The 12,890-nt window shown below is 55.8% G+C and carries 15 protein-coding genes; 2 read left to right on the top strand and 13 right to left on the bottom strand.

Annotated elements, in window-relative coordinates; all coding sequences use genetic code 11:
- Positions 1–13 precede the first annotated feature (13 nt).
- From AC2FF7_RS19650 to pqqA, 13 genes are all read right to left on the bottom strand, one after another.
- Positions 14–772 (bottom strand): methyltransferase domain-containing protein, encoded by a 759-nt coding sequence (locus tag AC2FF7_RS19650; protein ID WP_480869934.1) that lies wholly within the window; start codon positions 770–772, stop codon positions 14–16.
- Complete coding sequence (locus AC2FF7_RS19645) at positions 769–1,389, bottom strand: pimeloyl-ACP methyl esterase BioG family protein (RefSeq protein ID WP_170755941.1); 621 nt, start codon at positions 1,387–1,389, stop codon at positions 769–771. The genes AC2FF7_RS19650 and AC2FF7_RS19645 overlap by 4 nt, the downstream gene beginning before the upstream one ends.
- The gene (bioA, locus tag AC2FF7_RS19640) at positions 1,386–2,672 is read right to left on the bottom strand and encodes an adenosylmethionine--8-amino-7-oxononanoate transaminase (protein ID WP_496906196.1); all 1,287 of its coding nucleotides are present in this window, start codon (positions 2,670–2,672) and stop codon (positions 1,386–1,388) included. Before bioA ends, AC2FF7_RS19645 begins: the two co-directional genes overlap by 4 nt.
- The gene (bioD, locus tag AC2FF7_RS19635) at positions 2,669–3,289 is read right to left on the bottom strand and encodes a dethiobiotin synthase (RefSeq protein WP_480869928.1); all 621 of its coding nucleotides are present in this window, start codon (positions 3,287–3,289) and stop codon (positions 2,669–2,671) included. Before bioD ends, bioA begins: the two co-directional genes overlap by 4 nt.
- Positions 3,286–4,419 (bottom strand): 8-amino-7-oxononanoate synthase, encoded by a 1,134-nt coding sequence (locus tag AC2FF7_RS19630; RefSeq protein WP_480869926.1) that lies wholly within the window; start codon positions 4,417–4,419, stop codon positions 3,286–3,288. Before AC2FF7_RS19630 ends, bioD begins: the two co-directional genes overlap by 4 nt.
- Positions 4,416–5,396 (bottom strand): biotin synthase BioB, encoded by a 981-nt coding sequence (bioB, locus tag AC2FF7_RS19625; RefSeq protein ID WP_480869924.1) that lies wholly within the window; start codon positions 5,394–5,396, stop codon positions 4,416–4,418. Before bioB ends, AC2FF7_RS19630 begins: the two co-directional genes overlap by 4 nt.
- 139 nt (positions 5,397–5,535) lie before the next feature.
- Complete coding sequence (locus tag AC2FF7_RS19620; RefSeq protein ID WP_496906195.1) at positions 5,536–5,775, bottom strand: plastocyanin/azurin family copper-binding protein; 240 nt, start codon at positions 5,773–5,775, stop codon at positions 5,536–5,538.
- Positions 5,776–5,876: 101 nt separating this feature from the next.
- Positions 5,877–6,398, bottom strand: coding sequence for a DUF4142 domain-containing protein (locus AC2FF7_RS19615; protein WP_480869920.1), 522 nt, complete (start codon positions 6,396–6,398; stop codon positions 5,877–5,879).
- 149 nt (positions 6,399–6,547) lie between these two features.
- On the bottom strand, positions 6,548–7,642 hold the full coding sequence (gene pqqE / locus AC2FF7_RS19610; protein ID WP_480869918.1) for a pyrroloquinoline quinone biosynthesis protein PqqE: 1,095 nt from the start codon (positions 7,640–7,642) through the stop codon (positions 6,548–6,550).
- Entirely contained in the window at positions 7,639–7,926 is a 288-nt protein-coding gene (pqqD, locus tag AC2FF7_RS19605; RefSeq protein ID WP_480869916.1) for a pyrroloquinoline quinone biosynthesis peptide chaperone PqqD, read from the bottom strand. Before pqqD ends, pqqE begins: the two co-directional genes overlap by 4 nt.
- Entirely contained in the window at positions 7,923–8,651 is a 729-nt protein-coding gene (pqqC, locus tag AC2FF7_RS19600) for a pyrroloquinoline-quinone synthase PqqC (RefSeq protein WP_480869914.1), read from the bottom strand. Before pqqC ends, pqqD begins: the two co-directional genes overlap by 4 nt.
- The gene (gene pqqB / locus AC2FF7_RS19595) at positions 8,648–9,535 is read right to left on the bottom strand and encodes a pyrroloquinoline quinone biosynthesis protein PqqB (protein ID WP_170356426.1); all 888 of its coding nucleotides are present in this window, start codon (positions 9,533–9,535) and stop codon (positions 8,648–8,650) included. Before pqqB ends, pqqC begins: the two co-directional genes overlap by 4 nt.
- Before the next feature lie 26 nt (positions 9,536–9,561).
- On the bottom strand, positions 9,562–9,669 hold the full coding sequence (gene pqqA / locus AC2FF7_RS19590; protein WP_170356425.1) for a pyrroloquinoline quinone precursor peptide PqqA: 108 nt from the start codon (positions 9,667–9,669) through the stop codon (positions 9,562–9,564).
- Positions 9,670–9,886: 217 nt separating this feature from the next.
- On the opposite strand from pqqA, the gene AC2FF7_RS19585 reads away from it, so the two are divergent.
- Together AC2FF7_RS19585 and AC2FF7_RS19580 are read left to right on the top strand one after the other, a co-directional pair.
- Positions 9,887–11,932 (top strand): 4Fe-4S binding protein, encoded by a 2,046-nt coding sequence (locus AC2FF7_RS19585; protein ID WP_496906194.1) that lies wholly within the window; start codon positions 9,887–9,889, stop codon positions 11,930–11,932.
- Positions 11,929–12,819 (top strand): FAD:protein FMN transferase, encoded by an 891-nt coding sequence (locus AC2FF7_RS19580; RefSeq protein ID WP_480869909.1) that lies wholly within the window; start codon positions 11,929–11,931, stop codon positions 12,817–12,819. Before AC2FF7_RS19585 ends, AC2FF7_RS19580 begins: the two co-directional genes overlap by 4 nt.
- Positions 12,820–12,890 lie beyond the last annotated feature (71 nt).

Below are 12,890 nucleotides of genomic sequence, written 5' to 3'. Positions count from 1 at the left end.
TCTAGTTAGACGATCAGCGCGCTTTGCGCGCAACAACCCATGTTGCGTGATACGTCAGACAGACCCCTTCCGGAGTCCGGTGCAGCCTTTCATAGTCATCGCTGAACTGTCTGAGCGTGGCTTTGGTCCATGGTTTTTGGGCCCGGCCATTTACTCCGGTTTTCCGAAGGTGCTGCAGGACATCTCTTGGAGTTGCGAAGAACACGCGCTCTAATGCTTCCCCGGTATTGATGACCTCCAAACACTCGGTGACGGCCGACGCCATATCCGAGTGATCCATCAGGCCAGGTGCGGCCGCAGACGAACCAATCTGTGCCAATTCGGTGTATTGGAATGGCCCGAACCCGGAAATGGCAAGCCATCCACCGGGCGACAATGCGTTGGCAGCCTGACGCAGAAATTCTGCGGGGTTCTGTAGCCATTGTATCATCGAGGCCGACGCGATTAGGTCAGGCTGCGTCGGCAAGCTGACTTTTGAAGCATCGCCGCACAGAAACTTGGCGCGATGACGGTTTGCGGTTTCTGCGGCGGCGGGGGTAAGGTCGTTAAGCGTTAAAGCGCCACAATCAAAGGTTTCAAGCAGGCGTCGAGTAAGGTGACCTGTGCCGCATCCAAGTTCGAGCGTTTTGTTGAATCGTTCAGGCGCGCCTGCCGCACCAAGGGCTGTCACCAAACGATCCGCGACTCGTGCCTGTTGGCTGGCCTCTCCGTGATAGGAATGAAAACTTCTGCTGAAACTGCGCTGCACCCGATCTGTGGCTTGAAACGTCATGAACACCACTCCGTCCAGTTTTGACCCTTACGAAAAGGGACATGTGGCGCATCCACGCCGCGGACCACGCTTGCCTGGTCCTTCCAGGCGGCTTCTTGTGCAGAGGTTGGAATGATCCGGTCGTGTTGCGGAATCCAGATGCGATCGAATGAAAGCGCGCGCGCTGGCCCCCGTGCGATAACTGCGTTCAACTCTGCACGGGCCTTGGGGACGTCGAGCTTGCGGGCGGGCACGTCCAATCCCGCGCGGCGGCAGAATTTGGAAAAGCTCGCTTCGGTCAGGTTGTCGGCAGTTGCCCTAATCATCTCGGGTGCTATGCCCCAGCGCGGATCTGCTGGGTACAAAGTACCGCCAACAGCAACAAGCCTTGTCGGTCTGACATTAAAGTCGTTCACCCAATGGGCGGCCGAAACGACTCCGAAGGAAAATGAAACCAGTGTGACCCGATCATAGTCTGAGGTTTCATCCAGGGGGTCGTCCAGACGGATATAATCGTCAACAAACAGTTGATCATGTTCACTGGAAAGCTGTTGAAACGGGGCAGGGCCCAAAGCCCATCCCCCAAAGATCAGGATCAAGTCTGCCGTGCCAGAGCGTGCCAGCCATTGCTTTTTCATGAATGTCCTCGGGCCAAGGAAACCATGGTCTGTGTTACTCGGCTCAGTTCGTCCGAGGAAATTACGTAAGGCGGCATACAATAGACGTTACGTGCAAAGGGGCGAAGCCAAACGCCCGTTTCCGGAGCCAGCTGATGTGCGACCGAAGGGTCAACCGGCGATGTCATCTCGATAACACCGATCGCACCCAGCACGCGAACATCCGCAACACCGGGAAGGGTTCGCGCGGGGGTCAATTCTTGTGTCAGCTGATCCGTGATGGATTGAACTTCCCCCTGCCAATCCCGGGTCGAGATCTGATCGAGGCTGGCACAAGCCGCAGCACAAGCCAGCGGGTTTGCCATATAGGTCGGTCCATGCATCAGAACACCGGCTTCGCTTTGTCCGATACGATGTGCGACGTTCCGCGACGTGATCGTCGTTGCCAGCGTGATGTGCCCCCCGGTCAAGGCTTTCCCAAGACACAGGATGTCAGGGACTACCCCAGCGTGATCCATCGCAAACAGTTTTCCCGTGCGTCCGAACCCCGTAGCGATCTCGTCGAAGATGACCAAGACGTCATGCTCGCGGCACAACGCGTGCGCGCGCCGCAGCCATTCGGGGTGGTAGAAATACATTCCGCCTGCGCCTTGGACCACGGGTTCAAGGATAAGCCCGGCGATCTTGTCACCTTGTTCAGACAGTAATTCCTTTAACTCATTGAGGCCGTTGGTATCGTCGTCTTCGGACCAGTCTTCGTCGAACCGGATTTTCGGACGCGACAGAAAATGCTGAATTGACAGCGCGCCTCGGAACAGGCCGTGCATCCCGTTGACCGGGTCGCAAACGCTCATCGCTTTCCATGTGTCGCCGTGATATCCGCCGCGAATGGTGGCGAACTCGGTGCGTTTGGTGCGGTTTTGCGCCATCTGGTACTGCACCGCCATTTTGAGCGCGACCTCAATGGCAACCGATCCGCTGTCACTGTAGAAAATTCGGTCTAGCCCATCAGGCAGCAGATCGACCAGCTTCCGCCCCAGCTCGATCGCGGGGATATGCGTCAGCCCACCGAACATGACGTGGGGCATTTGATCTAGTTGCGCCTGCATCGCCGCGATCAGTGCCGGATGACGATGGCCGTGGATAGCGCACCACCACGAAGACATGGCATCGATCATTTTTGTCCCATCGTCGCGGGTCAGCCAGACGCCTTCTGCCTCTGTAATCAGATGCATTGGGCCGGGATTGGCGATGTTCGTGTATGGATGCCACAGGTGGTTGGCGTCAAACTCCAGCGGGGTCACAGTGCGCTCCGGATTGTGGCGGTGTCGATGGCTTCAAACGCGTCCGACAGTGTTTGGGGTGTCAATGATGGCAAATGCGGAAGCCGGCCCAGATGCCGGACCGAGCACATCTGGGCAATGGTCTGCTCGACAGGCGGTTCAGCTTCGCCCACGAATGCAACGCCGATCAAATTGCATCCTGCGTTCCGCAACGCCATCACGGACAGGCTGGTGTGATTGATCGTGCCAAGTGCTGTGCGGGCGACCAAAACAACCGGGGCTTTCCATTGCGCGAACAGATCCAAATAAAAATGTTCACGGTTCAGCGGTACCATCACGCCGCCTGCACCTTCGACGACCAAGGGGCCGTCGACTTGCGGCAGTGCCAACTGGTCGAGCGTGATTTCCACGCCCATATCTTCGGCCGACAAATGTGGAGAAGCGGGTAGGGATAGCCGGTATGCCTCGGGCAGAGTCTCAGCGCCAGACAAAGCGCGTATGGTTTCTGTGTCGGTCGCGTCTTCCAAGCCGGATTGAACAGGTTTCCAATACCGCGCGCCAAGTGCGGCGGTCAGGCCAGCTGCAAAAACTGTCTTGCCAACGCCGGTGTCAGTTCCTGTGACGATAATGGCGCTCATGCGGCTGCTTTCAACTGGTTGGACAAAATGTCGAAAAGGGCAGTGATATCTGCATCGCTGACATTGCCGGTGACGGAGATACGCAAGCGAGATGTCCCGCGTGGAACCGTCGGTGGGCGAATTCCGCGAACGTCGAACCCGTGGGCTTGCAGCTCGGACGCGATGCGCATTGTCAAAGCGTCATCGCCCAAGATAATCGGGATGATTTGGCTGTTTAGGCTGGCGTTGGGCAGGCCGATGCGCCGGGCGCAGGCATGCGCGAAATGCATTCTGGAGACGGCCGACTGGGTAAGAGTCGCCTCACATTGCAATCGTTCAAGCACAGCTTGCAGCAGCGCAGCATTCAGCGGAGAGGGCGCAGTCGCGAAAATAAAGGGTCGGGCACGGTTGATCAGCGTGTCAATCATCACCCGAGGGCCACAGATCAATCCGCCAGCAACCCCCAAACCCTTACCGCATGTATGTAGCGTGACAAGCTCTGCTTCCAAACCATGGGCCAGCCCACGTCCGTTCTGTCCAAATACTCCGGTCGCATGGGCTTCGTCGACAACCAGAATGGCATCGAACGCAACAGCGATATCAGCTAGCGCTGTCAGAGGTGCCAGATCACCTTGCATAGAATAGACGCTTTCTACGGCCATCCAGATTTGTCCGGTCCCGCCTTTCGCGCGCCACTCCTCAAGGATACGCCGGGCGTCCTCCACGTCATTATGTTTGAAAGCCCGAGCTTCAGCGCGGCCGAGGCGCATTCCTTCATGTGCACTGGCATGAACAAGCGCATCGTAAAGGATCAGATCTTCGGCTGCGGGCAGGGTCGAAAATATTGCCTGATTTGCCTGAAAGCCGCCGCCCATGACCAGAGCAGCCTCGGACTGGAAAAAGCGGGCCGCTGACTGCTCAAGCGCCTCATGTTCCGGGTGGTTGCCGCGTAACAGGCGTGACCCGCCCGACCCGACAGGCACTTCGCGGGCAAGTGCGTTGCGCGCCGCGTCGGCCAGAAACTCGGACCGGGCCAGCCCCAAGTAGTCATTGGAGGCAAAGTCTAAACCCTGCGCTGCGGTCAGGCTACGTCTGCGATGCCGTTCCGTAAGGGTCCCAAGCATCGCGTCAAGGCGATGATGTGCTTTCATTCAGCCGCTTCCCTGCTGCTTTGTCCTGCTACGGTCTCTGACTGCAGGCCGAGTTTTGCGAACAGGATTGCATCTGTATCCTCTTCGGGGTTTTCGGCCGTCAAAAGGGTCTCTCCTACAAAGATCGAGTTTGCACCCGCAAAGAAGCACATCGCCTGCAGTTCATCGCTCATGTCGCTGCGCCCGGCGGACAATCGGACATATGAGGTTGGCATCATGATTCGAGCTGTTGCAATCACACGTACGAAATCAATAGGGTCGATCGGTTTGGCATCGGCCAAGGGTGTGTCTTCTTGCGGCATCAACATGTTGATCGGGACCGAATCCGGAGCCGGATTCATATTTGCCAGAGTTACCAACATGTCGACGCGGTCCTGCGTTTCCTCGCCCATGCCGAGGATGCCGCCCGAACACACTTTGATCCCAGCTTCTTGCACGCGGTTCATCGTGTCGATCCGGTCCGAGAACGTGCGCGTTGTGATCACTTCGGGGTAATATCGTTCCGACGTGTCGATGTTGTGGTTGTAATAATCCAACCCGGCATCGCGAAGACGGATTACTTGATTGTCGTCCAGCATTCCCAACGTCATGCAGGTTTCCATTCCCAGTGACCGAACGCCTTCGACCATGGCAACCAGTGCATCCATGTCACGATCCTTGGGTTCGCGCCATGCTGCGCCCATGCAAAACCGCGTTGCGCCGCCGTCGCGGGCTTGTCGAGCTTGGGTCAGAACACGTTCGACCTCGATCAGTTTGGAGGCAGAAAGTTTTGATCCGTTCCGTGCGGACTGAGAACAATACGCGCAGTCCTCGGCACATCCACCTGTCTTGATCGACAAGAGCTTGGAGGTCTGCACCTTATTGGGATCAAAATGCGTGCGGTGAACGGATTGAGCACGAAACAACAAGTCCATAAGGGGCAGATCATGCAGGGTCTGAGCGTCTTCGCGGGTCCAGTTCGTCGTGGCAACAGTCATTTTATAGATAAAATACCATCATCTTGAGGCTGATGTGGATGTTTATAGATAAAAATTTGTATAACAAGCCTCAACCCGAGCATTTGGCGAGTTTCCGACCATCTCGGGCAGGTTTGATCACGTAAACCCGGTATTGAACTCAGATAATTTCAATGGTGCCCTTCATATGGGGGTGGAAGGCGCAGAAATATCCAAGCTCCATACCCTCGGTTACAAGGATTTCTGCACTCTGACCTTTAGACAGCTCCTGCGTGTCCCAACTATGTGCGTCAGCCGTGGCCGTGTGTGGCGCGATATCCAGATTGGTCCATTTGATGCGATCTCCAACGTGGACCGTTGCCAGCGCGGGCTGAAACTCAAATCGGTGAATCCTGACCATATGTAGTAAAGATGCTCGGGATGCTTGCGCGGGCGGGTTAAAAGCGACTGCTGACGCAGCCGCTTGGGTCACAACCTGACGTCGCGATAGCAAGCGCTGCATCAATTCAGCGACTCTACCATCTTTTCGGCATGAACTTCATGGGCTTTGAAAATCTCTAAGCTTTGTTCAAACAAGGCCTTGACCTCTGCATTGTCGATGTTCGGGATCATGCTACCCTCTACCAGATCATTAACCGCTTGATGGTATGCAAGTTCATTTGCCGCATATGCCGCATCAAATTCTGCACCGCGTAACTGTGATAGCGTGTTGATGATCTCTTCTGCGTTAGCATTGAGAGTCTGGCTGAAGGCATTGTCCTGCGCCGTCGCGCCGAGTTTATTCAGCAACCCAAGCGCCGCTTCGTTTACGGCGGTGTGGTCGCGGATCATGGTATTGGCGAATTCATGGATGTCGGGGTTGTCCGAGAGCGCCAGCGCCAGATGAGCGTACCGTATGTCGATGACATCAGCAGTATAAGCGATATGCGCAAATTCCAGATCGTTCATGCCAGAAACGTCCTGAGCATAGGCTGGTACTGACAAAATCAAAGCGGTGGCGACGGCGGAGAAGAAGCGGTTCATCAAAGATACTCCATTGCGAATGGTTTGTATCTCCGAGTATCGACGTTCTCTTGTTATTCGATATTGCTCGGCGTCCGAATAACCTGACAGATCGTCTACGAACAGGAACTATCGCGCGGTTGTGACCCGGACTTTATGTACTCGTGCGGTCAAGTCCGGGTCGGGTCCAGTGTTCGATAGACAAAGCCGCGGTCCTCCTGCGGTGATGCGTTTTGTAAAATCGCCTTGATCCGAGCGTGTTCTGGGGATTTTTGGCAAACTGGATCAGTCGCGGACGCGTCGCCTGCCAATGCCAGCGCTTGGCATCGGCACCCGCCAAAGTCCACCTCTTTGCGGTCGCAGCTTTTACATGGCTCAGGCATCCAGTCGGTGCCTCGGTACGCATTGAAGGCCGTGCTATCATACCAAATGTCACTCAGATGCCGATCCCTTACAGAGTCGAAATGCAGATGGCTCAGGGTTTGTGCGGCATGACAGGGCAGTACCGAACCATTCGGAGTTACGTTCAGCCCGGTTGACCCCCATCCACCCATGCACGCCTTGGGATAATCTGCATAGTAGTCAGGCGGGACAAAGTCGAATGCCAAAACGCCCTGCAGTTGCTGTGCGGCCTTCGCCACCGTTTTTTTCACAGCCAAGGTTTGTTCAAACGACGGCATCAGATTGTGTCGGTTTTTCAAGGCCCACCCGTGAAACTGCACGCAGGCGACCTCTAGCCTGCGGGCACCGAGGTCGACAGCCATTTCGATCGTCCGATCCAGGTCGTCCAGGTTTTGGCTGTGCATCACGGCGTTCAGAGTCAGCGGAATGCCCCGATCGCGGATTTCGCGGGCGATTTTCATCTTGCGGTCGAACCCGCCGCGATAACCTCCGATCCGATCGGCAAGTGCCGCGTTGGTGCCTTGCAGCGATAACTGAATATGGTCCAGGCCCGCGTCCTCAAGCCGATCGAGCCGTTTGGGTGTCAATCCTACGCCGGACGTAATCAGGTTGGTGTACAAACCCAGTTGGGCTGCATGACTGGTCAGGTCCTCTAGATCGCGGCGCGAGGCTGGTTCGCCTCCAGACAGATGCAGTTGCAGAACGCCAAGGTCATACGCTTGCGAGAAGACATCTTTCCACGTGTCGGTGTCCAACTCGGTCTCTTTGCGTTCAAGTTCGACCGGATTGCTGCAATACGGGCAACTAAGGGGGCATCGATGGGTCAGCTCGGCCAGCAGTGCGATAGGCGGTGCGATACTCATGGCTTTACCATCACATACAGACGCCCGCGCACAGTTTGTAAAAACTGTTGAACGTCTTTCTCAATGGTCTCGGCCGGAGCCCCAAATGTAGCAGCCAAATCCGCGATGATATCGCCAAACCGGGCTTGCCCATCGACCCTCGACAGGATTGCGACGCCAATATCGTCCAGTTCAATCACTTTCTCTGGTGCCATCAGAACGGTGCGATCACGTACTGCGTCGCGTTGAATCCGCACGCCGCGCGGCAGATAAGGGCGGTCCGATGCAGAGAAAACCAGCGTCATTTCATGCCTTCCCCGGGTTGCCAGGCACCGGGCGGGATCAGGCCGGGTTCGACATAGGCAGACCACAGCGCGTCGAGCTGTGCCCACAACACGTTGGTTTTGAAAATAAGGGCGTCGCAGGCCATATCCTCTTTCTCAGATGTGTCGGCGTGATCCAAAACCCAATTTAGGCCAAAAGCCACATCTTTAGGTGCCTGCGACAGTCGTTTACGGAAGTAAGACAAACTGTCCGCATTGGCGAAGTCGTAGTGCTCGAGCAGACCTTCGATCCGTTTTTCATGAATTTTTGGGGCGAAAAGTTCTGTCAGTGAAGACGCTACAGCCTGAAGCATTGGCTTTTCGCGGACGTAATGCACATAAGCATCAACGGCGAATTGAGTTGCGGGCAGAACACCACGCCCCGAGGCGACGTAGTCGGGATCCAACCCGACTGCCTCGGCCAGTTTCAGCCACCGTCGGATGCCGCCGCCCTCTTTCACGTCCCCGTCGTGATCTTCGATCCGGGACCGCCATTCGCGGCGGATATCTGGGTCGGTACAACGCGACATGAAAGCAGCGTCTTTCATGGGGATCGCCGCCTGATATGCCCAACGATTGATCACCCATGCGCGTACCTGATCCGGGGAGCATTGACCGCTATGAAGCCGGTGGTGAAACGGATGTTTGTCGTGATACCGCTCGGCCCCGATCTGGCGCAGCCGTGCTTCGAGAGTTTCGCGGCTCATATCGTGATCTCCTGCCCGTCATAGGCAATGGTCCAGCCTGCAGATTCGACAAAGGCGCGCTCGGGCCCATCGGGCTGCAACATCGGGTTGGTGTTGTTGATGTGGATAAAGGTTTTGGCCGCGTCGATCCCGGCCAATTGCGCGACCGAACCGTCCGGGCCACTGACCGAGATATGCCCCATCCGCTGCCCTGTCTTCACCCCTGTTCCCGAGCGGATCATCTCATCATCGTCCCAAAGCGTGCCGTCAAAAAACAGCTGATCCGCGTCCGAGAGTTGATCCATCAGGGCAGGGGTCACTTGGGCGCAACCAGGAATATAATAGGCAATCTTGTCGCCTGCAGTCAGGCGAACGCCCACTGTTTGCTCTCCGATCAGATCGGTTTGAACGGTATCACCTTCCATGAAAAGCGGCACTTTACCGGGCACGGCGAACAAGCGCGCGCTGAGGCCTGGCTGCAGGGCGAATTCCTGATCAAGTGAAATCGGGGTTCGCAAAACCTTGTCGCGATTGACCGCATCAAAAATACGGTTCTGCGCTAGCACGTTCAGAATATCCCCTGTGGCGAACAACGAGAACGGGGTTTGTTCACGCAGGCTAAGCAACCCTGCAATGTGGTCGATATCTCCGTTTGTCAGCAATACCGAAGCCACAGGCGTATCGCGCAGTGTTCTGGGATGTAGTTTGGGGCAGTCCAGCATTTGTTGCCGGATGTCAGGTGAAGCGTTCAGTATGCTCCAACTTTCACCATCGGGCGAGACCGCTAAAGATGATTGGCCAGACGGCGGGATGACTCCCAAACGGGCATCCTCGCAGTTCCGGCACCCACAATTCCATTGCGGCAGTCCGCCGCCTGCAGAAGCCCCAAGAACCAGAAAATGCACCTCGGGCCTCCGCTGCGTTTACGTAATCAGAACAGGTCGCGCTCGTGCTCGCGGCCTTCATCCTCGGACGGAGAATACATGTTGATCTCCATGCCGCAATTTACTTCTTTCAGCTTCGGTGCGCTCCAGGTCATTGCTACCTCCCATAAATCACTGGCGTTGATGAGACCGTACATCTCGGGCCAGATTCAGAAAATGCTTCTTTGGTCGTACGGTTCGAGCGGTAGTTTTGAACCCATTTCGGCCGAGGTCAACAGGCTTTAGGTCGTAGATTGCCAGCTTAGGACTTTTGTCGAATGTCGTCGGGTAAGACGGGCTTATAGTCTTGCGGCCATGCGCGCGGTTATAGCAATGATCCTGCTGATGCTCGGCAGCCTGATGGCTGCGGCCGAGCCGCTGCCGCGCGAACGCATCGAGACATTTATCCGCGCCCCGTTTTCTCTGGGGGAGCGCCTCAACGAAAACGGGGTTTATTCGCTGTTGAACTCAGGCGGAATCGAGGCGGGTTATGTGTTTGAAACCGAACCCTTAGCGCCTTTGCCGGGGTTCTCCGGTGCCCCGATCAACGTGCTGGTTGTCTTGGATCTTGAAGGACGGTTCATGGACGTCCAGCTGATTGAACATAACGAACCCATATTTGTGTCTGGTTTGGGCCAGGCACCGTTCCACAAGTTCTTTGAGCAATATGGAGGGCTGTCCATATCGGACTCGATCGTTGTTGGTACGCCGTACGGCGATGCTGCGTCCGGTTCACAGCTAGTTTATCTGGATGGCGTAACGAAGGCCACGGCCAGTGTCCGTATAGCGCATGAATCCGTCATGGGGGCGGCGCTGGCCGTTGCGCGCGAAAAGATGAAAGGGTTGGCAACCGCGCCACCCGCTTTTCCGAACCCAGACTATGACGAGACCCTCAGCTGGGAGGATCTGGTCGCTAAGGGGATCGCAACCAACAAGATCATAAAGAATTCAGATGTCGACGCCCTTTTCGAGGGGACATTGTGGGAAGATGACGATCCCGAGGCACAGGATTATCCGGACGAGGCTTATCTGGATTTGTGGGTGGTCGATCTGGGGCCCAAATCCATTGCGCGCGCGGCATTGTCCCAAGACAGTTTCGACGAGCTGCAGGGTTTTCTGGAGATTTCCGACAATGATGAACCAATCCTTCTGATCGAAACTGCACGTCATGGGCTGGTCAGCGAAAAGTTCGTGCGAAACACAGCACCCGATTGGATTTCTGCAGAGCAAGACGGGTTACCGGTCGCATTGCGCGACGCCGATCTGCTTGTCGAATTGGCCGATGGAATGCCAGACGGCGTCGCAATGATCCTGCGCACCGACCGTCGTTTGGGTTTTGATCCTTCACGCGAGTGGGTACTGAAGGTTCTTGCCGTTCGCGAACACGGCATGTTCCAGCCCGAGACGGGGTCGGTGACACTGGAAGTGAGACATGTGACGCCCGATCGGTTCTTTGAGCGTCCGGTCCAGATCACGCCCGCCCCACCATGGTTAGAGGCCCTGCGAAATCGTCAGACAGACATGATCATTTTGTCTGCATTGCTTGCCGGTCTAGTGCTGACGCTCGGTTTGCGGATGAATTCTCTTGCTGCGCAACCGCTGTTCACACCGTATAGGCTCGTTATTCTCGCGGTCATCGTGGGATTCATTGGTTGGTGGGGACAGGGACAACTGTCCATTGTCACCGTGTTGGGTGTTATCCGAACAGCTATTGACGGGGGCAGCTATGGGTTTTTGCTGTACGACCCGTTTTCGCTTTTGATCTGGGCGGTTTCGATTGCCGGGTTAATCGCTTGGGGCAGGGGCTTGTTCTGCGGGTGGCTCTGCCCGTTCGGCGCGCTTCAAGAGTTTGCACATCATCTGGGAAAAGCGCTCCGCTTGCCCCAGATCGAGCCATCGCGGGCGTGGGACCAACGGTTGAAATGGCTGAAATATGTGATTCTTGGTGGCTTGATTGGCGTCCTGTTTCTGGCCCCAGACGAAGTTGACAAAGTGGCTGAGGTTGAACCTTTCAAAACCGCCATCACTACTTTCTTTATCCGCGAGTGGTACTATGCCGCATATGCCATTTTTTGGCTTATTCTGGGCATGGTAATGTTCAAAGGGTTTTGCCGCTATGTTTGTCCGTTGGGGGCGGTCATGGCGATCGGAGGCCTTCTTCGTGGCCGCGATTGGATCGAAAGACGAGCTGAATGCGGGTCACCGTGTCAACTGTGCAAGGTCAAGTGCAAGTACGGGGCTATTAAGCAGACTGGGGAAATTCAATATAATGAGTGTTTCCAATGTCTTGATTGCGTTGCCATCCATGATGACCGAAACCAATGTGTCCCATTGATTCTAGCTGCACGCCGTCTATCCAGAAGGGTTGCTGCAGAATGATGAACCGCCGACGATTCCTGGCCGTATCAGCGGCGGCTCTTGGGGCTCCCGCTACGGCTCAGCCGACTCAGTGGCGTGGTCACGCTATGGGTGCCGAAGTCAGCCTGACCTTCGATGCCAATCCTGAGGCAGCCGCGTCTGCGATCACTAAAGTGCAGGCTCTCCTGGATCGGGCCGAGTCTCTGTTCAGTCTGTATCGGCCGGACTCTGATTTGGTTCGCCTGAACCAAACCGGGATATTAGTGAACCCAGCGCCGGAAATGTTGGAGTTGTTAAGTATTTGTGATTGGGCACATGGCCGGACGGGGGGGCAATTTGACCCTACGGTGCAACCGCTTTGGCTGGCGGCCACCAACAGTCGCAATCTTGACGCTGCCCGAGAATTAATCGGTTGGGATAGGGTCCGGATCTCTGAAGACAGAATTATTCTGGGGCAGGGTCAGCAACTTACATTGAACGGCATCGCTCAGGGTTTTGTCACTGACCTTGTGGCCAACACATTGCGGAACGCAGGCTGGACCAATGTGCTGGTAAATATCGGTGAGTATTACGCCGCTGGCCGAATCTGGAGGTTGGGAGTTTCAGACCCGGTGCATGGCATTGTTCAAACCGTCAGGCTTCGGGATCGGGCCATCGCAACTTCCAGCCCCTCTGTGCTTCGTTTGAGCCCTGTTCATCTCCATATCCTGAATGCAAAAAACGAACGACCTGCACTATGGTCGACTGTCAGCGTGGAAGCCGCAAACGCTGCAATGGCCGACGCGCTCTCCACAGCGTTGTGCCATGTCCCAGCTAGTGAAATTGCAGAGATACTATCGCTTTCAAAGGGCAATCCCAAAGCCATTTGCACCCATGAAAGCGGCGAAGTATCGGTATTTTATTCCTAAAGTCAGCCCTGTTTTTTGCTTCAGGGCTGACGTTTGATTTAGCTACAGGCTTGGACGGCGCGTTTGGTCAT

It is taken from the genome of Ruegeria sp. YTSC325 (genome assembly GCF_059609525.1).
Note: the sequence above shows the minus strand (reverse complement) of the source record. Positions and strands in the feature narration are given on the sequence as shown.

Coding starts and splice junctions, on each gene's coding strand:
- AC2FF7_RS19650 (WP_480869934.1), bottom strand. CDS start 772: ATGACGTTTCAAGCCACAGATCGGGTGCAGCGCAGTTTCAGCAGAAGT.
- AC2FF7_RS19645 (WP_170755941.1), bottom strand. CDS start 1,389: ATGAAAAAGCAATGGCTGGCACGCTCTGGCACGGCAGACTTGATCCTG.
- bioD (WP_480869928.1), bottom strand. CDS start 3,289: ATGAGCGCCATTATCGTCACAGGAACTGACACCGGCGTTGGCAAGACA.
- AC2FF7_RS19630 (WP_480869926.1), bottom strand. CDS start 4,419: ATGAAAGCACATCATCGCCTTGACGCGATGCTTGGGACCCTTACGGAA.
- bioB (WP_480869924.1), bottom strand. CDS start 5,396: ATGACTGTTGCCACGACGAACTGGACCCGCGAAGACGCTCAGACCCTG.
- AC2FF7_RS19620 (WP_496906195.1), bottom strand. CDS start 5,775: ATGGTCAGGATTCACCGATTTGAGTTTCAGCCCGCGCTGGCAACGGTC.
- AC2FF7_RS19615 (WP_480869920.1), bottom strand. CDS start 6,398: ATGAACCGCTTCTTCTCCGCCGTCGCCACCGCTTTGATTTTGTCAGTA.
- pqqE (WP_480869918.1), bottom strand. CDS start 7,642: ATGAGTATCGCACCGCCTATCGCACTGCTGGCCGAGCTGACCCATCGA.
- pqqD (WP_480869916.1), bottom strand. CDS start 7,926: ATGACGCTGGTTTTCTCTGCATCGGACCGCCCTTATCTGCCGCGCGGC.
- pqqC (WP_480869914.1), bottom strand. CDS start 8,651: ATGAGCCGCGAAACTCTCGAAGCACGGCTGCGCCAGATCGGGGCCGAG.
- pqqA (WP_170356425.1), bottom strand. CDS start 9,669: ATGACCTGGAGCGCACCGAAGCTGAAAGAAGTAAATTGCGGCATGGAG.
- AC2FF7_RS19585 (WP_496906194.1), top strand. CDS start 9,887: ATGATCCTGCTGATGCTCGGCAGCCTGATGGCTGCGGCCGAGCCGCTG.
- AC2FF7_RS19580 (WP_480869909.1), top strand. CDS start 11,929: ATGATGAACCGCCGACGATTCCTGGCCGTATCAGCGGCGGCTCTTGGG.